This window comes from Pseudofrankia inefficax, assembly GCF_000166135.1.
GTDB classification, from domain to species: Bacteria; Actinomycetota; Actinomycetes; order Frankiales; family Frankiaceae; genus Pseudofrankia; species Pseudofrankia inefficax.
The window spans coordinates 198,562-225,345 of record NC_014666.1; the positions used below are offsets into that span (position 1 = coordinate 198,562).

At 70.3% G+C, this 26,784-nt stretch carries 16 protein-coding genes; 10 read left to right on the forward strand and 6 right to left on the reverse strand.

Going from position 1 to position 26,784, the window contains the following annotated elements; genetic code table 11:
• Positions 1-54 precede the first annotated feature (54 nt).
• Positions 55-2,565, reverse strand: coding sequence for an ATP-dependent Clp protease ATP-binding subunit (locus FRAEUI1C_RS00780; RefSeq protein ID WP_013421364.1), 2,511 nt, complete (start codon positions 2,563-2,565; stop codon positions 55-57).
• A gap of 666 nt (positions 2,566-3,231) precedes the next feature.
• Between FRAEUI1C_RS00780 and lysS the strand changes: the two genes are divergently transcribed.
• The 4 genes from lysS (at position 3,232) to FRAEUI1C_RS00800 (ending at position 9,420) form a co-directional block, all read left to right on the forward strand.
• Positions 3,232-4,698 carry a lysine--tRNA ligase gene (lysS, locus tag FRAEUI1C_RS00785; RefSeq protein ID WP_013421365.1) on the forward strand — a complete coding sequence of 489 codons (1,467 nt, stop codon included), beginning with the start codon at positions 3,232-3,234 and terminating at the stop codon, positions 4,696-4,698.
• 187 nt (positions 4,699-4,885) lie between these two features.
• Positions 4,886-6,091, forward strand: coding sequence for a glycosyltransferase (locus FRAEUI1C_RS00790; protein WP_013421366.1), 1,206 nt, complete (start codon positions 4,886-4,888; stop codon positions 6,089-6,091).
• Entirely contained in the window at positions 6,088-7,884 is a 1,797-nt protein-coding gene (locus FRAEUI1C_RS00795) for a right-handed parallel beta-helix repeat-containing protein (protein ID WP_013421367.1), read from the forward strand. Before FRAEUI1C_RS00790 ends, FRAEUI1C_RS00795 begins: the two co-directional genes overlap by 4 nt.
• An 84-nt stretch (positions 7,885-7,968) precedes the next feature.
• Positions 7,969-9,420 carry a right-handed parallel beta-helix repeat-containing protein gene (locus tag FRAEUI1C_RS00800; RefSeq protein WP_157734765.1) on the forward strand — a complete coding sequence of 484 codons (1,452 nt, stop codon included), beginning with the start codon at positions 7,969-7,971 and terminating at the stop codon, positions 9,418-9,420.
• A gap of 239 nt (positions 9,421-9,659) precedes the next feature.
• Here FRAEUI1C_RS00800 and FRAEUI1C_RS00805 read toward each other — a convergent pair whose 3' ends face one another.
• On the reverse strand, positions 9,660-10,553 hold the full coding sequence (locus FRAEUI1C_RS00805; RefSeq protein ID WP_013421369.1) for a polysaccharide lyase family 7 protein: 894 nt from the start codon (positions 10,551-10,553) through the stop codon (positions 9,660-9,662).
• Positions 10,554-11,126: 573 nt separating this feature from the next.
• On the opposite strand from FRAEUI1C_RS00805, the gene FRAEUI1C_RS00810 reads away from it, so the two are divergent.
• The 6 genes from FRAEUI1C_RS00810 (at position 11,127) to FRAEUI1C_RS00835 (ending at position 20,026) form a co-directional block, all read left to right on the forward strand.
• Positions 11,127-12,107, forward strand: coding sequence for an NAD(P)-binding domain-containing protein (locus FRAEUI1C_RS00810; RefSeq protein ID WP_013421370.1), 981 nt, complete (start codon positions 11,127-11,129; stop codon positions 12,105-12,107).
• Positions 12,108-12,171: 64 nt separating this feature from the next.
• Entirely contained in the window at positions 12,172-13,437 is a 1,266-nt protein-coding gene (locus FRAEUI1C_RS00815) for a glycosyltransferase family 2 protein (protein WP_013421371.1), read from the forward strand.
• Positions 13,438-13,490: 53 nt separating this feature from the next.
• Positions 13,491-14,957, forward strand: a complete 1,467-nt coding sequence (locus FRAEUI1C_RS00820) for a right-handed parallel beta-helix repeat-containing protein (RefSeq protein WP_013421372.1) — start codon at positions 13,491-13,493, stop codon at positions 14,955-14,957.
• A complete protein-coding gene (locus tag FRAEUI1C_RS00825; RefSeq protein WP_013421373.1) occupies positions 14,950-17,286 on the forward strand; it encodes an acyltransferase family protein in 2,337 nt (778 codons plus the stop codon). Before FRAEUI1C_RS00820 ends, FRAEUI1C_RS00825 begins: the two co-directional genes overlap by 8 nt.
• Before the next feature lie 77 nt (positions 17,287-17,363).
• Positions 17,364-18,326 carry a polysaccharide lyase gene (locus tag FRAEUI1C_RS00830; RefSeq protein WP_157734766.1) on the forward strand — a complete coding sequence of 321 codons (963 nt, stop codon included), beginning with the start codon at positions 17,364-17,366 and terminating at the stop codon, positions 18,324-18,326.
• 350 nt (positions 18,327-18,676) lie between these two features.
• Complete coding sequence (locus FRAEUI1C_RS00835) at positions 18,677-20,026, forward strand: hypothetical protein (RefSeq protein WP_232425250.1); 1,350 nt, start codon at positions 18,677-18,679, stop codon at positions 20,024-20,026.
• A 21-nt stretch (positions 20,027-20,047) separates the two neighbouring features.
• On the opposite strand, the gene FRAEUI1C_RS00840 is transcribed toward FRAEUI1C_RS00835, so the two are convergent.
• The 4 genes from FRAEUI1C_RS00840 to FRAEUI1C_RS00855 form a co-directional block, all read right to left on the reverse strand.
• Positions 20,048-20,434, reverse strand: coding sequence for a YdcF family protein (locus FRAEUI1C_RS00840; protein WP_232425251.1), 387 nt, complete (start codon positions 20,432-20,434; stop codon positions 20,048-20,050).
• 575 nt (positions 20,435-21,009) lie between these two features.
• Complete coding sequence (locus FRAEUI1C_RS00845) at positions 21,010-21,933, reverse strand: SGNH/GDSL hydrolase family protein (RefSeq protein ID WP_013421377.1); 924 nt, start codon at positions 21,931-21,933, stop codon at positions 21,010-21,012.
• 225 nt (positions 21,934-22,158) lie between these two features.
• A complete protein-coding gene (locus FRAEUI1C_RS00850) occupies positions 22,159-23,841 on the reverse strand; it encodes a sugar transferase (protein WP_013421378.1) in 1,683 nt (560 codons plus the stop codon).
• Between the two features lie 254 nt (positions 23,842-24,095).
• Positions 24,096-25,751 carry a sugar transferase gene (locus FRAEUI1C_RS00855; protein WP_438270037.1) on the reverse strand — a complete coding sequence of 552 codons (1,656 nt, stop codon included), beginning with the start codon at positions 25,749-25,751 and terminating at the stop codon, positions 24,096-24,098.
• Positions 25,752-26,784 lie beyond the last annotated feature (1,033 nt).

Here is a 26,784-nt window from a genome sequence, read left to right on the forward strand (position 1 = left end):
CCGTGACCGCCCCTCCCGAGCCCTGCTGTTCAGTTTATGTCGTGCTAGGTGCCCCTATTCGCCGGACTTGGCCAGGTCGATCGGGGGCGTGTCCGGGACCGAGCTGGGCTTGGTCTCACCGCGGAAGACGAACTTCGCGTCCTCGGCGGTGGGGTCGCCCTCGACGTCGCCGATCACGATCTCGCCCGGCTTCAGGGTGCCGTACAGGATCTTCTCGGACAGCACGTCCTCGATCTCGCGCTGGATCGTCCGGCGCAGCGGCCGGGCGCCCAGCACGGGGTCGTAGCCACGGACGGCGAGCAGCTGCTTGGCGGCCGGCGTGAGCTCCAGCGCCATGTCCTTGTTCTTCAGCTGCGCGTCGACCCGCGCCAGCATCAGGTCGACGATCTGGATGATCTCGTCCTGGGACAGCTGGTGGAAGACGATGATGTCGTCGATGCGGTTCAGGAACTCGGGCCGGAAGTGCTGCTTGAGCTCGTCCTGGACCTTGGCCTTCATGCGCTCGTAGTCGACCGCGCCCTGACCGGTCGCGAAGCCGATGCCGGGGCCCTTGGAGATGTCGCGGGTGCCCAGGTTCGACGTCATGATCAGGACGGTGTTCTTGAAGTCGACCAGCCGGCCCTGGGAGTCGGTCAGGCGACCGTCCTCCAGGATCTGCAGGAGCGTGTTGAAGACGTCCGGGTGGGCCTTCTCGACCTCGTCGAAGAGGACCACGGAGAACGGCTTGCGGCGCACCCGCTCGGTGAGCTGGCCGCCCTCCTCGTAGCCGACATAGCCGGGCGGCGAGCCCACCAGCCGCGAGACGGTGTGCTTCTCCATGTACTCGGACATGTCGAGCTGGATCAGTGCGTCCTCGTCGCCGAACAGGAACTCGGCCAGCGTCTTGGACAGCTCGGTCTTACCGACACCGGACGGGCCGGCGAAGATGAACGAGCCGCCTGGGCGCTTCGGGTCCTTCAGGCCGGCCCGAGTACGCCGGATCGCCTGGGAGACGGCCTTGATGGCCTGCTGCTGGCCGATGACGCGCCGGTGCAGCTCGTCCTCCATGCGCAGGAGGCGGGCCGTCTCCTCCTCGGTGAGCTTGAAGACCGGGATGCCCGTCCAGATGGCGAGCACCTCGGCGATCTCCTCGTCGCCCACCTCGGCGACGACGTCCATGTCGCCGGCCTTCCACTCCTTCTCGCGCTTGGCCTTGTCCGCGATCAGGTTCTTTTCCTTGTCGCGCAGCGAGGCCGCCTTCTCGAAGTCCTGCGCGTCGATCGCGGACTCCTTGTCCCGGCGGACGTTCGCGATGCGCTCGTCGAACTCGCGCAGATCCGGCGGAGCGGTCATCCGGCGGATGCGCATCCGGGAACCGGCCTCGTCGATCAGGTCGATCGCCTTGTCCGGCAGGAAGCGGTCCGAGATGTACCGGTCGGCCAGTGACGCGGCGGCGACCAGGGCGGCGTCGGTGATCGAGACGCGGTGGTGCGCCTCGTACCGGTCGCGCAGGCCCTTGAGGATCTCGATGGTGTGCGCCACCGACGGCTCCGCGACCTGGATCGGCTGGAAACGGCGCTCCAGCGCGGCGTCCTTCTCCAGGTGCTTGCGGTACTCGTCGAGCGTGGTCGCACCGATCGTCTGCAGCTCGCCACGGGCCAGCATCGGCTTGAGGATCGACGCGGCGTCGATCGCGCCCTCGGCGGCACCCGCGCCGACGAGCGTGTGCAGCTCGTCGATGAACAGGATGATGTCGCCGCGGGTGCGGATCTCCTTGAGGACCTTCTTCAGGCGCTCCTCGAAGTCACCGCGGTAGCGGGAGCCGGCGACCAGGGCGCCCAGGTCAAGCGTGTAGAGCTGCTTGTCCTTGAGCGTCTCGGGCACCTCGCCCTTGACGATCGCCTGCGCCAGGCCCTCGACGACGGCGGTCTTGCCGACGCCGGGCTCGCCGATCAGGACCGGGTTGTTCTTGGTCCGCCGCGACAGGACCTGCATGACCCGCTCGATTTCCTTCTCGCGCCCGATGACCGGGTCGAGTTTGGCCTCGCGGGCGGCCGCGGTCAGGTTGCGGCCGAACTGGTCGAGCACCAGCGACGTCGACGGCGTGCCCTCGGAGGGAGCGCCGGCGGTGGCCGGGTCGCCCTTGCCCTGGTAGCCGGAGAGCAGCTGGATGACCTGCTGGCGGACCCGGTTGAGGTCGGCGCCGAGCTTGACCAGCACCTGGGCGGCGACGCCCTCACCCTCGCGGATCAGGCCGAGGAGGATGTGCTCGGTGCCGATGTAGTTGTGACCGAGCTGCAGCGCCTCGCGCAGGGAGAGCTCGAGGACCTTCTTCGCGCGCGGGGTGAAGGGGATGTGCCCGCTCGGGGCCTGCTGGCCCTGACCGATGATCTCTTCAACCTGCGACCGCACACCCTCGAGCGAGATCCCCAGCGACTCCAGCGCCTTCGCCGCGACACCCTCGCCCTCGTGGATCAGGCCGAGAAGGATGTGCTCGGTGCCGATGTAGTTGTGGTTGAGCATCCTGGCTTCTTCTTGAGCCAGGACGACGACCCGACGTGCCCGGTCGGTGAATCTCTCGAACATGTGCGCTCCTTCGAGCTGCGACCGACCACACGACAGCCGGTATCCGCATGCTAGCTCCGCCGAGGCATGTCCTCACGCATCGAACAGAAACCTACCCGTCAGAACCCGGCCACCTCGGCGCGGACAGGGCCGACAGCGCCGTCGTGCCCCGATGGGTCCAGACGTCTTCCTCGACGCCCATCGCAACGGTGACCGAGCAGACATGATTCCGGCATGGCGTTCCGCCGAGAGCGGAAAGGTCCAGGCTCACCTGGCAAGGCCTACCCGCCCGTGCGGCTACCTACCCGACCGGCCCGAGGAACTGACGCCCCGCGCGCATCGATGATCGCCGGGGCCTGGTGATCATTGTCGGCTCGTGACTTGATCGCCGTTTTGGCCCTCAGGTGGTCGTAGACGCCGGGCGATACAGCCATGCGAGGGCGGAAACGGCGATCTTGCAGGTGCCGAGGAGGTGCCAGCTCCCACATCCCTCCGCGCCGCCCGACGGCGCACGGGGCCCGGGCGGCAGATCGGTACGCTGGGTGTTGCCTCGTGGCGCATCGGTGCGCCCGGGAGTCGCCAGGCCGCGACCCAGGGGCTGCCCGTCCGTGCCATCGCGGCGCCGGCCGGCCTCGGACGGTGGCGCGGTGAGCGACGGTCGCGCGGTGTGAAGAAGGTGCGGGTTCGATGACAGCCGACGAGCCGACGGTCGACGGGGCGGCACGGCTGCCCAGGTCCGGGTACCAGACGGACCTGACGTCGGCGGACGTCCAGGCGGCGCCGGACGGGACGCCGGCCCGCGTCGCCGGGCGTCTCATGCTCTGGCGCCGGATGGGTGGCCTTGTCTTCGGGACCATCCAGGACCGCGCCGGCCGGGTGCAGATCTCGCTGAACCGCAACGAACTGGGCGAGGAGACCTACAAGGAGTGGCACAGCTCGGTGAAGGTCGGCGACTTCGTCGGCGTCACCGGCGTCGTCTTCACCACCCGCAAGGGCGAGCGGACCGTCGGCGCCACCGACTTCGCGGTGCTCAACAAGGCCGTGCGCGCGCTGCCGGACAAGTGGCACGGCATCGCCGACGTCGAGACCCGCTACCGGCGCCGCTACCTGGACCTGCTGGCGAACCCCGCGTCCCGGGAGCGGTTCCAGACCAGGTCCCGGGTGATCAGCCGAATCCGGCGCTTCCTCGACGACGCCGACTTCCTCGAGGTCGAGACGCCCGTCCTCACCGAGGCGGCCTCCGGCGCCGCGGCGCGCCCGTTCATCACCCGGCACAACGCGCTGGGCGAGGACTTCTACCTGCGCATCTCGCCGGAGACCTACCTCAAGCGGGTCGTCGCCGGCTCGTTCGACCGCGTCTACGAGATCGGCCGGAACTTCCGCAACGAGGGCATCGATCCCTCGCATCTGCAGGAGTTCACGATGCTGGAGTGGTACGCGGCGTACTGGGACTACCGCGACAACATGCGCTTCGTCCGTGAGCTGATCCTGGCGATCCTCGACGACGTGATCGGTTCCCGGACGGTCACCTACGAAGGAACCAAGCTCGACTTCGGCGCGGACTGGCCGGTCATCGACTACCGGGATGCGGTCGAAAGTCGTACCGGGGTCGATTTGCGGGTCGTGCGCGACTTCGAGACGTTGAAGACGAAGTGCGCCGACCTCGGTCTGGATGTCAGCAAGGCGGCCTCCTACGCGGCGCTCGTCGACCTGCTCTACAAGAAGACGGTCCGGCCCGAGCTGGTCCAGCCTTGCTTCCTGGTCGGGCATCCGGTGGAGCTGGTGCCGCTGGCGCGGCGCAGCGACGACGACCCGACCCGGCTCGACATGTTCCAGGTCGTCGCGAACGGCTGGGAGCTCGTCAAGGCGTACTCGGAGCTGGTCGACCCGGTCGACCAGCGCGAGCGGCTGGAGGAGCAGGCCGACCTGCGCGCGGCCGGCGACGACGAGACGATGATGCTCGAAGAGGACTTCATCGAGGCGATGGAGTACGGCATGCCCCCCATGTCCGGCCTGGGGCTCGGTATCGACCGGTTCATCGCGCTGATTACGGATGCTCCGACATTGCGCGATGTCGTCCTCTTCCCGTCCATGCGCGGCGCGAAGGGCCCAGAGTCGACGGAGCCGGCGCAGGCCGCCGGACCGGAAAGCTGATTTCGGCCTATTTCCGGCTGAGGCTGACGGAAGGCCACGGCCGAATGCGTTGTATATAACCGGCAAGGTCCCAACTATCGGCGGAAAACAGGCTCGCCGGTAGTTGGGAAACGCCTGAAGAAATGGCAGTATCAGGGCGCCCCCAGGGTGCCCGGCCGACACCGGGCCATATTCCGGACAAGGAATCATGCCGGGTGACATCGGTTACTACCTCGTCTATCTGCCGCTCGGGACGATCGGTCTCGTGCGGTGGCTGTGCTGGCTGGCCCGCCGTATCCCGGCCGCGCTGTACCGGCCGGTGGGTGGCGACCTGCGACTGCCGCTGACCGTCGTCGTGCCCGTCTACCAGGAGGACCCGGAGGTCTTCACCCGGGCGCTGACGTCCTGGCTGGCGAACGACGTCGACGAGGTCATCCTCGTCATCGACGCCACCGACACCGCGTGCCGCCGGATCGCGGCCGACTTCCCGGTGACCGTTCTCGTCACCGAAGTCCCTGGAAAACGTGACGCGCTGCGCCGCGGCTGGGAGGCGGCGAGCACCGAGCTGGTCGCGCTGGTCGACTCGGACACCATCTGGGCGGACGACGTCGCCGCCGAGGTGTGCAAACCGTTCGCCGACCCGGCCGTCGGCGGGGTGGCCACCCGGCAGAACGTGTACAACCCGCGCGGTTTTCTGCAGCGGATCACCGACCTGTTCCTCGACTGCCGGTACTTCGACGAGAACGCGGCCCAGTCCGTGATGGGCCGCGCGCTGTCCTGCCTGTCGGGTCGTACGGCGATCTACCGGCGCGCTCTGCTCGTCGAGGTCAGCCACGAGTTCATGACCGAGAAGTTCCTCGGGGTCCAGTGCATGTCCGGCGACGACAAGCGGCTGACCACGCTGCTGCTGGAGCGGGGCCACGCGACCGTGCTCCAGCGCTCGGCCCGGGTCTGGTCCAGCTTCCCGGACACCTGGCGGCTCTTCTGCCGGCAACGGCTGCGGTGGGCGCGCAACACCTGGCGGTCCGACCTGCGGGCGCTGTCACGGCGCTGGGTGTGGCGCCGGCCGTTCCTGGCGTTCTCGATGGTCGAGAAGGCGGTCAGCGGTTTCACCCTGCTGGTCTCGCCGACGTTCATGACGCTCGCGCTCCTGCGCCACCACTGGTTCTTCTGTGGCTGCCTGGCCTGCTGGTGGTGGCTGAGCCGGGCCGCGAAGGCGCTGCCGCACCTGCGCCGGCAGCCGTCGTCGTTCTTCCTCATCCCCGGCTGGATTCTCGTCTCCTTCGCGATGTCAGTGATCAAGATAGGCGCGCTGGTGACCGTGCGACGCCAGCGCTGGCTCACCCGCCAGGTGGCGGTCGAGAACGGGGTGGTGGTGCGCACGGCCGGGGCGGCCGTCGAGGCGATCTCATGAGCCGGGCCCGGCGGCCACGGGTGCGCGGCTCCCGGTGGTTCCCGCCGGGCCCAGCCCGGTCGCTGGCCGCGGCGGCGGTCGTGGCGGGCCTCGTGCTCGCCCCAGCGGCCACCGCGCTGGCGGGGACCGCGCAGGCGCGCGTCCCGCCGGACCATCGGCTGGTCCTCGGCGCGAGCCGGGTGGACGTCCTGCTCGACGGCCGGCTGGTGAGCCGGGTGGTGCGGCCGCCGGGAGTCGTCGAGATCAGCTGGCTGGTCGGCCGGGTGCCGGCCGACTGGGTCGCCGGCAGCGGCGACGGGACGGTCCGGCTGAAGGCCGAGCTCAGCCTCGGTCGGGGAGCCGCGCTCGAGGTCGGGCCGCGCACGAGCCGGCTCGAGCTGGTCGGGGGCGCCGACCCGCGGGCGAGTTCCGGGATCTCCGTCCAGGGCGGCACCCTGCAGCTGCTGGGGACGACCGTCGCGTCGGTCGACCCGAGGACCGGCCGCCCGGTTCCGGCTGGCCTGCCCGGCCGGCCCTGGCTGTCGGCCGGCGCCGGCGGCCGGGTCGACCTGCGCGACAGCCGGGTGACCGGCCTGGGCGACGGGACGACGGGGGCGCGGTCCGCGGGGCTGTTCCTCGGCCCTGGCGCGACCGGCTCGGTGCTGCGGTCGACCTTCGCCGGCAACGGGATCGGCCTGGTGCTGGCGCAGACCCAGGCGGTCAGCCTGAGCGGGGTCACGGTGACCGGCTCGGTGAGCGACGGACTGCTGCTGCGCGGCGACGCCGGCACGACGCTGGCCGCGGTGACCAGCACCGACAACGGTCGCGACGGTGTCGTCATCCTCGGCGGCGACGGCCGGCGGCTCGGCGGTCTGCGCACCGAGCACAACCAGCGGTTCGGCGTGCGCGCGGCCCGGCTGCGCGACCTGGAGCTGACCGGCCTGCGCTCGGTCGACGACACCGAGGGAGCGCTCCTGCTGGTGGGGTGCCGGTCGTGCGTCCTCGACGATCCGGGGGTCCAGGGCGGTCGGGTCGGGCTGCGGATCGGGGCCGCCAGCGGCCCGGTCCGGGTCGGCGGTGGCGTCGTGCGGGGAGCGGCGTTCGGCGTCCAGCTGGCGCCCACGGCCGGCCAGGTCACGCTGACCGGCCTGACCGTCAACGGCGCGACCCGGGTCGGCGTCGAGATCGGTGGCTCCGGGGCCGCGTTGCACGGTGTCCAGGTCAGCCAGGCCGGCGTCGGCGTCCGCGTCTACGGGCAGGCCGCCGGCGCGTTGCTCGACCAGGTGACGGTGACCGGCGGCCGGGACGGCATCGTCGCCACCGACGGCACCCGTGGGCTGACCGTGACCGGCCCGACCGTGACCGGCGTCAGCGGCACCGGCCTGCGGCTCGCGTCCACCGGGCTCACCGTGCGGTCCGGCACGGTGCGCGACGCGGCCGTCGGCGCGGCCCTGCCCGGCGCCGGGCACCTGGCCGGGTTGCGGATCTCCGGCGTGGCACGCGGGATCTGGGTCGGTGAACGCGGGAGGATCACCGCGCAGGGAGTCGACGTCCTCGCCGCGCGGACCGGGATCGAGGTCGACCGCGGCGGCACGTTCGACCTGTCCTCGTCGCGGGTGGTGGCGGCCCGCGCGCTGGTCGGCGAGATCGACCGGCATGGAGCGAACACCATCGCGCTGCCGCCCTTCCCGTGGTTCGGCCTCGCGGCGCTCGTGGCGGTGCTGCTCGCGTTCGGCCTGGAAGCACTGCACCGGGTCCGGGCTGGCCGGTCCGGTCCGCCGCGCGCGCCGGACCACGTCCTGAACATCACCTGACCCCCGCCCGCCTTCTGTCTGGACGGCCATCCGTCCGGACCGCGCCGGGCGCCACCGCCGGACACACCGGAGATGAGGACAGCTGTGTCAGTGACATCGCGGATGACACCGGTCGGCCTTCCGTCGGCCAGGCCGCTGGCCGGGCCACGGCTGGCCCGCCGCGCCGGGCCGGGTGCGGCGGCGCTCGCGCTCGGCGTGCTCGGGCTGACGGTGGTCGGCGCCCCGGGTGCCGCCCAGGCGACCGCCTGCGCGGGCCAGGTGCGGTACGCGGCGACCACCAACACCCTCTACCTCACCTCCGGCACGGCGACGCCGACGGAGATCAAGGCGGCCTGCCCGGCGGCGCCGTTGACCCTCACCAACCCGGCGTCGAACACCTGGGAGCTGGACGCCGATCTGGTCGTCCAGAACGGCGCGAGCCTGCTGCTTCACGGCGCCGCGGCCGGTGGCGACGTGAACGTGCTGCGGCTGCGCAGCCCCGCCGACGCGCTGAAGACCCATGTCAGCACGATCACCGCCCAGTACGGCGACCTCGACCTGAGCTCGGTGACCGTGACGTCCTGGGACCCGGACACGGCGGCGCCCGACACCAACCCGACCCTGCCGGCGGGCGCCCCGGCCGACGCCCGCGGGCGCGCGTTCATCCGGGCGGTGTCGTACCTGGACGGCTCGACGCCGCGCGAGTCCCGGCTGGACATCGTGAACAGTGACGTCAGCAACCTCGGCTGGTATGACGCCGAAAGCTACGGCGTCTCCTACAAGGGCCGTGGCTGCGACGCCAGCCACCTCTCGGTCTGCGCGGCGCTGAACGTGTACGGATCCGAGAAGAACAGCCATTTTCACCAGAACTACATGGGCACGTACCTGTATGACGGCTACCAGCTGGCCTTCACCGGGAACGAGTACGACCACAACGTCATGTACGGGCTCGACGGGCACGACGACTCGGACTATCTGACGATTACGCACAACCATTTCCACGACAACGGCGACCACGGCGTCATCTGTTCGCAGCGGTGCGACCACCTGACCATCGAGGACAACGAGAGCGACCACAACGGGATCCCGCCGTTCGCGTTCCCCGACGACCAGGATGTCTCCGACAACCAGGTGCACGGAATCATGCTGCACCGGGGCATCACGGACTCGGTCGTGGCGGACAACTACGTCCACGACCAGCCGAACGGCGCCGGCATCGCCGTCTTCGACAGCGTCGGGAACGTGGTCAGGAACAACACCGTCACCCGGGCGAAGTACGGACTGCGGTTCAGCGTCGGCGCCACCGGGACACGGCTGCTCGGCAACTCGGTGACCAGCAGCGGCAAGTACGCGGTCTACACCTACAAGGGCAACGACGTGCCCACCTACTCGACCGCCTCCGGCCGGCCGACGAACCTCTACTTCGCCGGCAACACGCTGAACAGCGGCTCCGGCGTAGCCCTCCAGATCAACGACGCGGACGGGACGACCTTCGCCGGCAACACGATCACCGGAACCACCCAGACCCGCGACAGCACCGGCACCACGTTCAGCTGAGCCCGGACCCTGGCGGCTTGGCCCTCGGCTGATCTGGCACTTGGCTGATCTGGCTCTTGGCTGGTCTGGCTCTCGGCTGTCGTGCCGCCTCCGGGCAAGGCGCGCCGTTCCGGAGTTCCCATGATCGCCGTTTCGGCCCTCGCATGGTCATAAAAGCGCTGCGGTTACAGCCATGCGAGGGCGAAGACGGCGATCTTGTCGGCCTTGGGACGAGGCGAACCTCGTCAGATGCGACGCGGCTAGCTGTGGGAGACGCGGAGGTCGTAGAGGGCGACCTCGCCGTAGGCATCCGGTGGCTCGCCCTTGCTCAGGTTGGACTGGGTGTAGCAGCCGGCCTTGAAGTACAGGCCGCCCTCGCGCAGCGGGAACGTGACCGGGGCCTTGTCGTTGTAGTAGACGCTGACCAGTCCGCCGGCGGCGACCATGCGGATCCTGAAGACCGTGCCGAGCACGTAGTGGGTGTTCAGGTCCCCGACGTTCTGGCCGTCGTGCTCGACGTACAGCCGGCTGCCGTCGAGGCGGATCATGGCGACGTAGCCGTTCGCGTCGTGGATCTGCCCGGCGACCATCTCGGGCTTCCTGGTCGGCAGATGTGTGATCGCCTCTCGGATGCTCATCGTGTTGGTGCCCGTGGTGCTCGACCAGGCGGCGGGGACCCGGTCCGCGGACATCTCGCGCAGCTCGGAGCGCGGGTAGGAGGAGCCGGGGGTGGTCGCGCCGTTGACGGGGGCGCGGAAATGCACCCCCTTGTTGTCGCCCGTGGGCGTGAAGTACGGCGCCATCGAGAAGGTCCTCAGCGCCGGCCGGCTGATCTGGGCGGCCTCCCGGCCGTTGGTGGAGTCGGCGCCGGGCGCGCTGGTGACCGGCAGCGTCAGCTTCCACTTCGACAGGTCCAGGATCTGGGCCGGAACCGGCGCGGTCGAGGAGCCCGCGGCGGCCGCGCCCACGCCGCCGGCCGCGGGTGACGGTGCCGGCGCCTGAGGCGCCAGAGCCGCCGGCAGCGGGCCGCCGGCGGGCGCGACCGGGCGGGGCGCCGCGCCCTGCTGGCTAGGTGGCAGCCGCGGCGCCGGGAGGCAGGCGGTGAGTGTCGCCATCCCGAGCACGACCCCGAGCACGCCACGTGCCGGTCTCATCTGTCACAACCTCCGGATGCTGCGATCACACGGTCGTCCGTGCGCGGCCCGCCGATTGTGGGCCGACCGGCGGGGCCAGCCCGCCTCTCGCCGAAGGGTGTGTCCCACCGGTGTCCATGCTGATGGGCTGGCATGTCGTTGTTGACAGCGCCGAATTTGGGCGACGCGGCGCGCGAATGTAACCCGGCTACGTATGTTTTCGTCCGCTAAGTGACCGGCGGGCGACTTGGATCACATTTACGTCTAGTGTGTCATCTTTTCCTTATGGCCTTTTGGCCGCCGACCTGAACAATGCGATGATTTTGACCTCCTGATTCACGGACTTGTTACCAGCGGAATCCCGACGATCCCGCTCCGAGCCATGTAATCTCATGACTGCGCGGCGTATCCGAGTGAGTGACCCGCGCGCGCCAAATCGGGAAATACCGGCGACCTGCCATGCGATGGGGTCGCGGTTCTACGGCAGCCAAACCCACTCCGCTGGCCGTTGCCCGAGCAGCAGCATCCGCCCGGCCTGGCGCCACCCATGACGACCGGCGCGCCGCGGGACAAGCGCGTCCGAGGAGTGAACCAGTGAGAATATTCATCATCGGGTCCGGTGTCGTCGGCACGGCCACCGGCCGTGGATTCATAGAAGCCGGCCACCGCGTCACCTTCGTAGACGTCTCTCCCCAGCGCGTCGAGGACCTCACCGCCCGGGGCCTGGACGCTCGCGCCCGGATTGACCTCGCCACCGAGGAAGCGGCATACATTTTTCTGACGCTGCCGACGCCGAACGATGGCACGCGCTATGACCTCACCGCGTTCCTGGAGGGCACCCGGGCGGTCGGCCGGGCGCTGCGCGAGGCCGATGCGGTGCACACCGTCGTTGTCCGTTCGACGGTTACGCCGGGGACCACAGAGGGTCTCGTCGGCCCCGTTCTGGAACGTGAGTCCGGGCTGCGTCAGGACGAGGGCTTCCTGTTGGCGAGCAACCCGGAGTTCCTGCGCGCGGCCTCCGCCGTAGCGGACTTCCGCTGGCCCCGGATGACCGTCGTCGGCGCCCGCAACAGGCGCGTCCGCGAGCGGCTGGTCGAGCTGTTCACCCCGTTCGGCGGCGAACTCCGGGTCTTTGCCGAGCCGATGACCGCCGAGTTCATCAAGTGCGCGCACAACATCTTCAACGCCACCAAGATCTCGTTCTGGAACGAGATGCACGCCGTCGCGCAGCGGGCCGGTCTGGACCTGGCCGAGATCGCCGAAACGGTGGCCCGCTCCGCCGAGGCGTCGTTCAACCCCACCTACGGGATCCGCGGCGGCGCGCCCTACGGCGGCGCCTGCCTGCCGAAGGACACCAAGGCCTTCCTCGGGTTCGCCGACACGCTCGACATCGACATGCCGCTGCTGCGCGCGGTCGTCGAGGTGAACGACCGGCTCGTCGGGAGCCCTTCGGCCGTCCCGGTGCCCGCCGCGTTGGTGCCCGCCGCGATGACCGGTCCGCCGCGGATAGAGATTCCCGAGCAGCCGACCGGCGACCGGGTCCCCGCCAGGGCCGCGGAAAGCCCGGTGCGATGACCCCCGTCGCCTACGGCCCGACGGCTCGCCCGACAGCCGGCCCGGCTCGTCCGGGAGGCGGCCGATGAAGCACTGGCTTCCGTGGCTGGGCCTGGTCGCCTTCCTGCGCCCGCTGATCGAGGTGTTCATCCTCGCGATCGGGGAGTGGTGGTTCCACGCCGGCTTCAAGGAGAACCCCGGCCTGTTCAGCCGCTACGTCATCCAGATCACGACGGTGGGCCGCGAGCAGGACCGGGTCAACGAGATCATCCGCGAGATCCGCGACTACCCGATGACGATGAACTACCAGATCTGGGTGGTGAACGAGCCGGGCAACGACGACGTCTACCCGGATGCCGACCGCGTCGTCACGGTGCCCGTCGAGTTCGAGTGCGTCGCCCAGTACAAGGCCCGGGCCCTCGAGTACAGCCGGCTGGTCCGCCAGCAGCTCGGTTACAACCAGGGCGACACGAAGATCACATTCCTGGACGACGACACGTCGCCGACCTGGGAGTACCTGGAAACCGCCTTCGCCGGCGACTACGACATCTGCCAGGGCGTGACGGCGCCGCGGATCGGTTACGGCGTCCGGCCGTTCAGCCACTTCCTGCTCAGCCACGTCGACGACCTGCGGTTCCACAACTGCATGACGTACTGCTCGTCGTTCCAGGGCATCTTCGGCAAGCCGCTGTTCGTGCACGGCGAAGGCCTGACGATCACCGGTTACACCGAGGAGACCGTCACCTGGAACTGGCGAATCTTCGCCTCGGAGGACCTCACCTTCGGCTGCAACGCGGCGGCGAAGGGGCTGCGCTGGGGCTTCTTCCACGAGTACATCCAGCTGACCTCGCCGTGGACCTGGCAGGCCTACTTCAAGCAGCGCCGCCGGTGGATGTGGGGCAACATCCACGCGATCGTCAACCGGGACGTGCTGCCGAGGGGCGCCGCGATCCGGATCGCGATCCGCTACTTCCTCAGCCTGTTCACCTTCTTCGCCTCCGGAACCTCGGTGGCGCTCATCCTCACGCACACGATCGACCTGCCCGGCTGGGCGCATTCCCTGTTCTGGTGCTCGCTGGTGATCTGGCTGGTGAACTTCGCGCTCTCCGGCTGGGTGAACGCCGGCCTGCGCACGGCGGAGCAGACCACCGCGCAGTTCTGGTGGAACCGGGTGACGCAGACGGCGGCGGCGGTGGTGCTGTCCCCGGTCACCGCGACCTTCACCATCGTCGCGCTGATCGTGACGCTCTACATGGGCAACCCGCGCAGCTTCGAGGTGATCGCCAAGACGGCGGCGACCAGCGGGCAACGTGAGTCCAGCCGGCCGCTCGTCCGGGGGGCCGCCTCGTGACCGGGCCGACCAGGCGGTCTCGCGACGATGAGGACCGCCACGCCCAGGAAACCGTGCGAGTCCCGTCCCCGCGGTCAGGCGGGGCCGACGAGGTCGGCGGCGGGGCGACGAGCGCGGGCGGCGCCCGCCGGGCGGCCGCGCGCGCCGCCAGGGCGACCGCCGCCGGCACCCGCGGTCGCGGCGTGTACCTGCTGGTCACGGTGATGACCCTGGTCGCCGCGGCGGTCCTGAGCGTGACCGTCGGGCGCCACTACCGGGCGCTCACCTCGACGTCCGAGTTCTTCCACCGGCATGCCTACACGCCGTCCTACGACCCGATCAGCAACGTCGAGCGGGGCCTGCAGCCGAACACCATTGACACCAGGACCAGCAAACCGGACCCGTCGATCAGGGCGATCTCGATCAGCCCGACCGGCGTGGACCTGCTGGTCGGCGGCCAGGTCCACCACAGCTTCCCCCAGCAGGCGTCGGTCAACGGGCTGCCCCAGCTGGCGTCGATCGTCAACGATCCGGACTGGCTGGAGTACGACGGGCAGGGCCATGCGGTGCTGCACGCCGCGCTGGTCGTCGTCGGCCAGACGGCGTTCACGATCGACGCGCCCGTCACGAGCCTGGTCCTGGAGTCCCGCCGCGGTGTCCTGCTCGGCGCGGAGAGCGGAACGCTGGCGATCGACGGGGTGAGCATCCGGCCCAGCGCACCGAACCCGGACCCCGGCCAGCGCGCGCTCGACCAGCGACAGCCGTTCATCGTCGCCGCCAGCCGGTCTCAGCTGATCATCTCCCACAGCCACCTCAGCACCCTCGGCCGGGACTGGAACAGCTCCTACGGCGTCTCCTGGACCGACGGTGCCAGCGGAAGCATCACCAACAGCGAGGTCGACCACACGTTCATCGCGACCTACACCGATGCCGCGCACGACGTGACGATCGCCAACAACTGGCTGCACGACAACGCGCTCTACGGCGTCGACCCGCACTCGAACTCGACCCGGATCGTGGTCCGGCAGAACCTCAGCGAGCACAACGGCCGGCACGGGATCATCTTCTCGGACAACGTCACCGACAGCGTCGTCGAGGACAACGTCGCTCGGGACAACCACCTGAACGGCATCATGATGGACGCCCAGAGCACCGGTAACCGCATCGTCGGGAACTCCGTCACCGGGAACCGAGGTGACGGGCTGGTGCTCGCCTCGTCGCCGCACAACGTGCTGACCAACAACACGGTCACGGACAACCGGATCGGCGTCATGGTCCGCGGCGCGGACGGGGACGAGGGCGTGACCCTGCGCGGGAACGAGATACGCGGCAACCAGCTCGCGTCACAGGGGATCTCGCTGGCGGGCAACAAGGTCAGCGGCAACGGCACCACCTGGCGACCGCGGGTGCTCGCCGTGATCTGGTCCCTGGTGCCGGTCACGATCCTGCTGCTGATCGGTTTCACCAGGACGCTGCGCCGGCGCCGTGGTCGCGCCGTCGGCCGCGGCCACCGACCCTCGGCGGTGACCATCGGTGCCTAGGCCCGCGGACCTCCGCCTGTTCGCGCCGTCCATCCCGCCGGCCCGCGGCGCGGACGTCACGGAGCGGGGGGCTGCCCGCGGCGCGGACAGCCAGCCGGCCCCGGACGTCCTGGTCGGCCCGGTCCCGGCGGCGGCTGGCGAGCCGGCTGAGGCCGAGCGAGCCGGTGACCAGGGTGCGCCGGAGGCGGACACCGGCGCCGGCCGGCGGGCTCGGGAGTTCCGGCCCGACATCGAGGGCCTGCGAGCCGTCGCGGTGCTGCTGGTGGTCCTGGGGCATTCGAACCTCGGCGTCCCCGGCGGCTTCGTCGGCGTCGACGTCTTCTTCGTGATCTCCGGGTTCCTCATCACCCAGCAGCTGCTGCGCGAGCGGGCGACCCGGGGGCGGATCTCGTTCCGTCGCTTCTACGCCCGAAGGGCCCGCCGGATCCTGCCGGCGGCGGCGGTGGTGATCGTGGCGACGGTGCTCGCCTCCTGGGCGTGGCTGTCGCCGCTGCGCGTGCGGGACATCGCCTGGGACGCCGTGTACTCCGCGTTCTCGGCCGTGAACCTCAGGCTGGCCCACAGCGGCACCGACTACTTCCAGTCCGCCGCGCCGCCGTCGCCGCTGCAGCACTACTGGTCGCTCGCGGTGGAGGAGCAGTTCTACCTCGTCTGGCCGTTGCTGCTCACGCTCGTGACCCTGGCCGCCACCGCGGTCACGGCCCGGCGGCGCCGCTCGGCCCCGCCCGAGGCCGGCGACGAGGGCCGGCCCGTGCCCGGCACCCGACCGGTGGTGCTCGTGCTGCTCACGGTCGTCGCCGGCTCGCTGCTGCTCAGCGTGGTGGTCACGGCCCGGTCGGCCCCCTGGGCCTATTTCGGCGGTCACACCCGGGCGTGGGAACTGGCACTGGGCGCGCTGGTCGCCGTCTGGGCGCCCGCGTTCGAGCGGATGGGACGGGCGCTGTCGAGCCAGCTCAGCTGGCTGGGCCTGGCCGGGATCGCCGTCGCCGCCTTCGCCTACGGCGACAGCACGCCCTACCCGGGCACCGCCGCGCTGCTGCCCGTCGGGGCGGCCGCGCTGGTGGTCGCCGGTGGCTGCGCGGCGCCTCGGAAGGGGGCCGAACTGCTGCTGGGGCGCGCGCCGCTGCGGCTGGTCGGCCGGCTCAGCTACTCCTGGTACCTGTGGCACTGGCCGGTGCTGCGGATCTGGCCCGAGGCGACCGGCCGCCCGTTCCACACCGGCGAGAAGCTGGCGGCGCTCGGGCTGTCCCTGGTGCTCGCCTGGCTCACCTACCTGCTGGTGGAGAACCCGGTCAGGACCCGGCCGCTGCTGGTCCGCCGGCCGTCGCTCGGCCTGGGCCTTGGCGGGGCGCTGGCCGCGGCGGCCGCCGGCCTGGCGCTGCTGGTCGCCGCCGTCGACACGGTGCCCGGCGGGCGGTCCAGCGGGCCACTGCGGGCGCTGGACGCGACCGGCGCGGCCCCCACCGCGCCCACGGCCGCCGGGATCACGACGCAGCCCAGGTTCGTGGGCGTCGGCACGAGCTCGTTGACGCCGCTGATCACCCAGTCGGCCCGGCTGCGCGCCCTGCCGACCAGCCTGCAGCCGTCCCTCGCGAAGGCCGGGGACGACCTCGGCGAGAACAAGTGCCGGACGCCGATCACCTCCAGTACGCCGATCGACTGCGTCGCCGGTGACCCGAACGGGTCCTCGACCGTCGTGCTGTTCGGCGACTCGCACGCCAACCAGTGGTTCAACGCCCTGGACGCGATCGCGAAGGAGTCGCACTGGCGGCTCGTCCCGTACACCAAGGGCGGGTGCCCACCGCCGTACTACCCGAACTTCTACCTGGACGAGCTCAAGCGGGTCTACACCGAGTGCTATGCCTGGCGGGACGCCGTGTTCGCGCGCATCGCGGCGCTGCGCCCGGGCCTGGTCGTGATCGGCTCGGAGGCGCGGGTTCAGGCGAAGGACGCCGGGCCCGGCGCGACGACCGATCTCGTCCGGACGCTGCGGGCTACCGGCGCGAAGGTCGCGTTCCTGGAGGACACGCCGTTCCCCGGCTTCCAGGTGCCGGACTGCCTGGCCAGCCACCCTTCGAACGTGACGTCCTGCATGGTGACCATCCAGAAGTCGAAGATCGCCGAGCCGCAGCGCGAGATCGAGGACCGCGGCGCGCTGGCCGGCGGCGCGACGCTGATCGACCCGTTGCCCTGGCTGTGCGTGCGCGACCAGTGCCCGCCGATCATCGGCAACGCCGTCGTCTACGCGGACAACAGCCATCTCACCGGCACGTACTCGACCCTGCTCGCGCCCTTCCTCGGCCCAGCCCTGCGGGCCGTCCTGCGATGACCGGGCCGACCCGGCCGGCGGGACGCGGGTACCAGGCCCGGACTCGCGGCTCGCGGCGCGACCGGATGGTCCGCGGCGTGACCCTGGTCGTGCTGCCCGCGCTCGCCGGGCTGGCCGCCTGCTCCGGCGGCCGGCCACAGGGCGGCCACGGTGGCTCGGCGCCGACGCCCGCGCCGACGGCGTCGCGCTCCGGGCCGGCCGCCGCCGACGAGCCGACCGCGCCGACCTCGCCGCTGGCCCGGTTCTTCGGGGACGACCTGGTCATGCGCTCCCGTGGCTCGTTCAACCTGGACAAGGTGCGCCTGGTCTCCAGCGGTGACCGGTGCGTGCCGACGTACCTGCGGGTCCGCTACCCGGCCGGCTCGGCCAGCCAGCTCTCGGTCCGCAACGAGGACGCGCCGACCGGTGGGGCCCAGGCCTACCTGCTGCTGAAGTCCGGCCCGACCGACATCCTGCATCTGAGCTACCGTGTCCGGTTCCCGGCCGGCTTCCAGTTCAACAAGGGCGGGAAACTGCCTGGACTATTCGGCGGCGACCACGTGGCGGGCGGCAACATCCCGGACGGCTCGAACGGCCTGTCCACCCGCTACATGTGGCGGGCCGGGGGCGCTGGCGAGGTGTACGCCTACCTACCGTCCTCGCAGGTGCACGGCACCAACATCGGCACCGGTAGCTGGAGTTTTCCGCCGGGTCAGTGGGTGACGATGCAGCAGCGGGTTCGTCTGAACACCCCGGGCCAGGCCGACGGGTCGATCACGGTCTGGATGGACGGCCGGCAGGCCCTTCGAGTCGACAACCTGCTGTTCCGGGACAGCGGGACGCTCCAGATCGACGGCCTGTTCTTCTCCACCTTCTTCGGCGGCGGCGACACCACCTGGGCAAGCCCCACCGACCAGTACGCCGACTTCGCCGACTTCCAGGTCTCCCCGAACTACATCAACGACACGATGCCCGCCGGGTGCGCGCCTCCGGGCCCGACGATCACCCCGAGCCTGTGGCCATCCAGCGAGACTTCCGACGGCTCAGGGCCAGACCAGTAGGCACCGCCCTCGCCGTCCGCGCGCCCCGACCCGGTCGCACGGCGCTCGCGATAGCAGTACGAATCCCGGTCGGTCACCAGGACCTATCGGGTCGCAGGCGTCTTGGCAGGTGCCATCAAGGCTCCCGCCCCTTCCCGGTGCAGATCGACATCACTCAGCTGTAGCCGTCGCTCCGGGTCTCCCCGCCCGTGGTGCGGCCGCGGGATCGTTCGGACGTTTCGGTCCATTGCGGTGATGTCACGAATGGTGGTCGACTCGGCCGCTATCGTGTCCGTCTGGCGGGCGGGGGCGTCCGGGGCGGGGGGATCGAGGCCTTGTTCGGGTTCGAGTTTCAGACGGCCAATGCGTTCGTGAAGGGGCCGTTCGTCGCCGGGGTGGGCGAGCGCCAGGTCGCCTGGCGACACACGCTTACCAAGGCGACGCTGGAGGGCGACGAGTCCCGCCGGCCGGGCGCGACCGCGGACCTGGAGTTCGTCACCCCGGCCGTCGAAGACCTGCAGAGCGCGAATGCGGCCGTGGGTGCCCTCACCGGGCTCGCCCAGGCGATCCTGGACACCAGGCCGGTCTCTGGCGGCATCCGGATTTTCAAAAAAGGCGGCCAGCTCGCCGGAGGCGTCTGGCAGGCCGACTGCGCCATCCTGATCCACGACGAGACGTTCGGCGCGCAGGCGCAGGGCACCGTCGGCGTGCCGCTGACCGGGATCGGCACGCTGCTGTCCAAGGTGTGGGCCCGGACCGCCGGGCACAGCGATTCGCATTCCCAGGTCGCCCAGGAGGAGAGCGGATTCTTCGAGTACCTGAGCACCGCGATTCCCGCCTGTCAGGAGGCCGAGAACGTGGAGGCCGCCGAGCTTTACGGTTTCCTGACCGCGTGCCATCTGTTCCTGGTCCGGGCCACCCGCGCGCCGCTGTCGTTCGTGTCCGGCGAGGACCTGACGGGGTTTCACCCGACCGAGAGCAAGGGCATCTTCGACTTCAGCGACCGCCCCGATGTCCGGGCGGCGGCGGCGCGGGTGCGCGGTCTGGAGGCGCCGCCCGAGCGCGCACTGGTGAAGGTCGGTTCCGACTCGCCGAAGGACATGTTCCAGCTCCTACACCGCACCGACTTCCACTCGATGTACCTGGCGGTGCCGGAGAAACAGCGGAAGATCATTGAAGGGCGCCCGGTCGCCGAGGCGCTGTGGCCGCCGGAATGGAGCGGCGCCGAGGCGTTCGTGTTCCCGCTGCCGTACCGGATCGAAGCCGAGGCAACGGACACTCGGGCCCGCGGCCTCGAACCGCTGACCAAGGCCGAATGGATCAACGAGAAGGCGCCCAGGCTGGAGCGCGCGCCCGTCACCTGGACGCTCGTCGACCACGGCCCCACCATCGGCGACTGGTGGACGTCGGTGCAGAAGGGCGACGTGCGCCGGGACGGTATCCCGAAGGACGCCGCCTCACCGCCGCCCGGCTTCCGCGGGCGGGACCCGAAATACCTGGCCACATTCCCCGACTCGTCCATCGAGGACAAGGCGACCTTCTACGGGATGGGTTCCTTCCCCATCGACGTCGACAAGAAGACGGGCATCCCGCTCGCCGTGTACGAGCACCGCGACCTCATGGCGGACAAGGACATCCCGCCGCAGGAGAAGCTCGGCCTCGCCCAGTGGTCGACGGTCGTCGCGGTGTTCGTCGAGCACTACGTGCCGACCCTCGGCTGACCCGCGCGGACTGCGGCCGGGTCAGCAGCTTCGTTGCCAGATCAGCGCCTTGAACATCGCGCTCCACTGGTAGGCGATGAGGTAGGGCCAGTCGCGGAAGGGCGGGTCGACGCTCACCATGATCTTCTTGCCGGCGTAGCAGCGGTCGATACGCAGCCTTGCTCGGACGTTCTGGGACCTGTCGGTAACGAAGATCATGCGCGTCCAGCCGTACCGCGCCGCGAGCCGGCCGGCCTCGCGGGCCTCACCCTGGGTCGTGAACGGGTCCGGTCGGAAACAGATCACCTTGACGTTCGGGACGGTCGGACAGTGCCGCGCGTTCGGCGTGGAGAGCGCGAGTACGGGCGCGTAGCCCGCGCGGGCCAGTTCCAGCGCGCGGTCGCGGCGGTCGCCGGCTCCGCCCAGCATCAAGATCGCATTCGCGCGGGCTGGACGGTCGGTGGGTGGGAAGACAATGATCGCCAGGGTCGCGCCGATGAACAGTATGAAGAGGACTACCAGCGCGGCTGCCGTGCGTAGGATCGCGCGCCTTGGGAACCTGCGTCGAACCGGTCCGTCGGCGACGGCGGGACCGATCGGAGCGGGTACGACCGGACGAAACTGCCGCGGGAGCCGGACCAGACTTCGGGACACACCTCACGATGTCACGCACGGTTGACACGAACCGACATCGCAACGAGACCTGACCGGCAACGGGACCCAGGTCACAGCCGGAACTCGCCGGACGCGCGGGTGCTGCGTGATCGCCCGGGTCCGAACGGGTTGGTGTAGCTCTGCGGACGGCTGGTCTATCCGAGGGCGCCAAGTCCGTCGAGGGAATCACGATCCGCCAACACTTTTTGACTCTGACGAGGAGCTCGACGAGTTCCTCGCGTTCACCTACGCCGAGCGTCGACGCGACGTCGCCTGAGCCGCGGCCACGGTCGGGCGATGTCGAGTCGTTCGCCGGCCCTGTGACGCGGGCTTGATTGTCGCGTTCCTGGCTATTTGCCCTTGAAGAGGTAGCCGTAGACGGCGTCCGCTATTGCCTGTTCGCCCTGGGCGTTCGGGTGAGCGCTGGCCGTCGTGCCCGCGCCGAGGAGTTCCACCGGATAGAGCCAGGAGTCGGTGGTACACAGCCGATGGCCGTTGAGCGTGTTGGCGGTCGAGACGAACTCGACGCCGGCCTTCCCGGCGGCCCGCTTGGCAACTCGGTCAAGGTCGTCGTTCAGCCCGACGAGTTGCACTCGCTCGGTGCTGTCCATCCACTTGCAGGTGTTGTCGCTGCGGCTCGGGAAGATGTCCGGATATCCGACGACGAGGATCCGCGCGTTCGGGGCCGCCGCCTTCACGCCCTGGTAGGCGGTCTGCAACAGGCCGGGCAGCTGGTTCTCGACGAACTGCACGCTGTTGTTGTCATGACCGGTCCAGAAGCAGCGCCACACCACGCAACTGGCGATAGTTGGCCCGAAGCCCGCGTCGTTGCCGCCGATCGTGATCGTCACGACGTCCGGATGGACCCCTGCTGACAGCAGCGACTTCAGGGCCGTGATCTGGGCCGACTGTCCGTGGAAGGCGCTCGTCAGCGAGTAGGTCTTGGCACCGGAACAGGCGAGCAGCTTCACCGTCGAGCCGGTCAGCTGCTGGCCGAGCAACCTCGGCCACGCGCTGGCGCTGCGGTGACAGGTCGCCGCGTCAGTGTCGAACGGCGCGTTGCCCTCACCCGAGGAGTACGAGTCGCCGAGGGCCACGATCGTCAGCGGCTGGTCGCGGGTCAACGGTTTCCGCGTCGACGATCCGGTGGCGGCGTTCGCGACCGTCGGGGGCTGACAGGCGGTGAGCAAGGTCGCGATGGTCACGAAGAGGCTGACGACACCCAGCGCGACGAGGCGACGAGCCCGCGCCGAAGCGGGCGCACGCAGCTGCATGGTCTCGGAGCGTAGCTGCCCAGCTCCCGGTCGGCCGTCGCGTAGCGGCCATGAGGAGGCACGTCCCGTGTCGCGTGCGAGACCGCGCGGCGTGTCTCCCGGACATAGCGGACATGTCAGCGCGAGGTCTGCTATCTGGCCGGGACCTCCAGCATCGCCGTGCATGGCGGCCGCGGATGGCCGTCAGGTGGCGGCCCCTGGGGCCGCGCTGTCCACGCTGGCGGGTCAGTACGCGCCTTCGCGCTTGACGACCGCGAACAGGGTCCGCCACAGAATGATCAGGTCGAGCGCGAGCGACCAGTTCTCGACATAGCGCAGGTCCAGCCGCACGGCCTCGTCCCAGTCGAGGTCCGAGCGCCCGCTGACCTGCCACAGGCCGGTGAGGCCGGGCCTGACCATCAGCCGGCGGTGCACGTCTCGCTCGTAGGCGGCCACCTCACGTGGCAGCGGCGGCCGTGGCCCGACCAGCGACATGGTGCCGATCAGCACGTTGAACAGCTGGGGCAACTCGTCGAGCGACCATTTGCGCAGGAAGCGGCCCACCGGAGTGACCCGAGGGTCCTCCTTCATCTTGAACAGGAGGCCGGCGCCCTCGTTGCTGGCCTGGAGCTCGACGAGCCTGTCCTCCGCGTCGGTGTACATCGAGCGGAACTTGAACATCGTGAACTCGGTGCCGCCCTTGCCGACCCGGACCTGCTTGAAGATCGCCGGGCCGCGGCTGGTGAGCCGGACCGCGAGAGCCAGACTCAGGAACAGCGGCGAGGCGAGCAGGATGACACTGAGCGCGAGGCCGCGGTCGAGCGCGGCCTTCATCAGGCGCCGGGAGCCGGTGAGCTCGGGCTCCTCGATGTGCAGCAGCGGCAGGCCGGCGACGGGCCGCAGGTGGATGCGTGGCCCGGTCACGTCGGTGATCGCCGAGGAGACGAGCACGTCGACGTCGGACCCCTCCAGCTTCCACAGCACGCGTTGTAGCTGTTCGCCGCCGAGTTGCGGGCCGATCGCCACCGCCGTCGCGTGGGCGGAGCGGATCGCGTTCTCCAGGTTGTCGGACGTGCCGATGATCGGTACGCCGGCGAGGTCGAAGCCGGCCCGGTCCGGACGGTCCGAGCTGTGCATGCCGGGAGCCCGGTCCAGGACGACCCCGACGACGTTCCAACCGGCGCCGGGGTCGCGCTTCGCGGTCCTGATCAGGTGGGCCGCGGTCTCGCCGGAGCCGACGACGACGACCCGGTGCTGGGCCTGGCCGGATCTGCGCAGGCGGTGCAGCCGCTCCCGCACGACCACGCGCCCCATGAGCGTCAGCACCAGAGCGGTGGGGAAGAGCACCGCCAGGTAGCCGCGGGCGACCTCGGCCTTCGTCGCGTAGGAGACGAGGGCCACGACCGCGACCAGGCGGACGGCGGCGTTGAGGACCCGGCGGAACTCCTCGGACCCGATCTCGAGGAAGCGGTGCTCGTAGGCCCGGTTCAGGGCCATCGTGATCACCCAGGCGATGGGCAGCAGGAGCGAGGTGATCAGGTAGGGCCGGTTGGTCGACGGCGTCTCGCCGAAGTGGACGATGCCGCCGAAGCGGATCAGGTACGCGATGCCGGTTCCCGCCAGGCACGCGGCCATGTCGGCGAACACCACCGCGCGGGCGTAGTCCCGCTCCCAGCGCAGCTCCGCCCGGTAGGGCTCGCGCGGCCCGTCGTGTGGCTGTGACGTCAGCAGGGCCTGTTCGGCGGCGCTCCGCTTCGTGGCGTGCGGGTTCCTGGGTTCCGGCGGCTTGCCGGCGAGTCGGTTGCGGAAGTTCCGCATCGAGACCCGCAGGGTGGTCTCGGTGTCCTCGACCGGTGGCTCAGCCGGAGACGGAATGATCGGAAGCGGTCCGGTCGGGGTCTTCGACGCCTTCGAAGTGATCTCCGTCATGACCGCTGCTCCCGCGCGTCGCGCGTGATGTCTCCGACTCGGGGGCCTGCGAGCGCGTCCTGGCGGCGAGGCTGGCCGTCTGGCGGGAGCAGCCACACAACCACGCGTAATCCTCCGCTCGGCGCCGACTGGTCCAACGCCGCGGGTTCCGCACTGATCCGTCCGTGCGCGGTGTCGCGACGTCTGCCCTGAAAGTACCAACACCGCCTATCCCGCTCTTTGCGGGCGGTCGCGGGGCCCGAACCGACGTCCTGCTAGTACGCGCCCTCGCGCTTGATGACGGCGAAGACGGTCTTCCAGAGGATCATGAGATCCATGGCCAGGGACCAGTTCTCCACGTAGCGCAGGTCGAGGCGGACGGCCTCGTCCGTCGGCAGGTCGGAACGGCCGCTGACCTGCCACAGGCCGGTCAGGCCGGGCTTCACCATCAGCCGCCGGTGCACGTCGTCCGCGTACTTGGCGACCTCCCGGGGCAGCGGCGGGCGCGGGCCGACCAGCGACATGCTGCCGTTGAGCACGTTGAACAGCTGTGGCACCTCGTCGAGCGACCACTTGCGCAGGAACCCGCCGGCGCGGGTGATCCGCGGGTCGTTCCGGATCTTGAACATGAACTCGTCCTCGCGCTCGTTCTGCGCGGCGAGCTCGGCCAGCCTTGCCTCCGCGTCGATGAACATCGACCGGAACTTGAACATGGTGAACTCGCGGCCGCCCCGGCCGACGCGGGTCTGCCGGAAGATCGCCGGGCCACGGCTGGTCAGTCGGACGGCGAGCGCCAGCCCCAGCAGCAGCGGAGCGAGCAACGTCAGGGCGATCAGGGCGACGCCCCGGTCCAGCAGGCCCTTCATCAGCCGGCGGGCGCCGGTGAGCTCGGGCTCCTCGATGTGCAGCAGCGGCAGGCCGGCGACCGGGCGCAGGTGGATGCGCGGGCCGGTCACGTCGGTGACGGCGGAGGAGACCAGCACGTCGACGTTGGACCCCTCCAGCGCCCACAGCGCCCGGCGTAGCCGCTCCCCGTCCAGCTGTGGGCTGATCGCGACGGTTGTCGCGTCCGTGAGCCGGATCGCCTCCGGAAGCGCCTCGGACGTCCCGACGATCGGGATGCCGAGCAGGTCAAATCCCGCACGGGCGAGCCCGTCGTGGCTGTGCCGGCCCGGTGCCCGGTCCAGGCAGACGCCGACGACGTTCCACCCGGCGCTCGGGTCCCGGCGGGCGAGCCGGACCAGCGAGGCGGCGGACTCCCCGGCGCCGACGACCAGCACCCGGTGCTGGCAGCGGCCGACCCGGCGCATCCGGTGCAGCAGCCAGCGCGCCGCGACCCGGCTGATCAGCGTGAGGAGGGTCGCCAGTGGGAAGACGATGAGCACGTAGGCGCGGGCGACCTCGAACTTCGTGGTGTACGACCCCACGGCGACCACCGCGATGAGGCGGACGGCGGCGTTGACGACCCGGCGGAACTCCTCGGAGCCGCCGCCGAGGAACCGGCCCTCGTAGGTCCGGTTCAGCGCCATCGTGAGCACCCACACGACCGGGAAGACGGCGCTGACGAGCAGGTAGGGCCGCAGCTGGGTCGGCGCCAGGTCGAAGACACCGACGTCACCGAAGCGCAGCAGGTAGGCGACCCCCGCCGCCAACGCGCCGGCGGCGAGGTCCGCGCCGATCACCAGGCGGGTGTACTTGCGCTCCCAGGAGACCTGGGCCCGGTAGGGCTCCCGGAGGGACCAGCCGTCGAGGGCGGTGGCCTCGCGCCGCCGTGGCGAGCTGGCCGGCCGAGACGACCGAAGGCGGGGCAGCGGGTCGGCCCCGTCGTCCAGGTCGCCGGCGTCGTCGCTCGTCGCGGCGTCCGGTGGCCCCGGGCCGTCCGTCGTCGCCCAGGTGTCGTCCGCCGCGTCGTCGGCTGTGTCATCAGCCAGGTCGTCGTCCAGCGGCTCGTCGACGTGGGGCAGGTCAGCCGGGACGACGTCGACGAGGCCGTCACTCGGCAGGGCTGGCTCGCGCAGCCCGACGCTCTCCAGCCCGCCCTGGGGAAGCGGCAGCAGGATGGGCCCGGTCAGCGCGTTGGGGTCGGTGACGGCGTCCCCGGCCGCCTCGTCGGCCGCCGGCTCGCCGGTCGGCTGGGCGGGGACCCGTGGCTGTGCCCGCCGGGCGCCCGCGCGGGTCGAGATCGCGGGCACGTTGACGGTCGCCGCGTCGTCGCGGCGGTTCGCGTCGTCCTGACCTGCGGCGCTCAACGACAACCGCTGTCGCGGAACTCGCACCGTGGGCTCGCCATCGGTGACAGTGTCGTCGGTCTTGTCATGATCTACGGCGTTCTCGTCCATGGCGCTGAGCTCCAGCGGACTCCGGTCGGCGGCATCGGCCGTCGTGGCGCCACCCGGACGGGCCGCCCCCGCGGCCGTGTCATGGTCGGCGCCATCGGCGAGCGCGGCACCGGGGCGTTCTGCGTCGGGGTGCTCCGTGCCGGGACGATCATTATCGGATTGCCCGGCACTGGGCGGCCGGTTGTCAGTGATCGGGAGGTCTGTCGGGTCCCGCTGAGGGTCGTTTTCCACATCTCGCGCATATGTCCCGATGATGTTGACCGTTTCCGTCAACGGTGCCCCCGCCCCGCCTGTGCTGTGCCGTTTCGTCCGGATTGATGGACTGAGTCGCCAATCCTAGCTGCTCCTGGTTACGTACCAGGTCCGAGGCCTCGACCGCGGTCGATCGAAAGCGCCTGATCGTGCGACCTCGGAGCCGGCAACGGTCGAAACGACAGCTCGTTCGGGAGTCTAACTGCCGCTCATTGCCGCACCGAAGTTCTTACAGGTAACTGCGTCGCATCTTGGACTGTCCCACCCGTCGATCGCCCATGGTCTGGATGTGGTCCGGAATCCGGGCTGCCCGTGCTGCACTGATGCCCGGGTTCTCGCATCGTTGAGCGTTTCTGCGTGCTGGTAGACATTC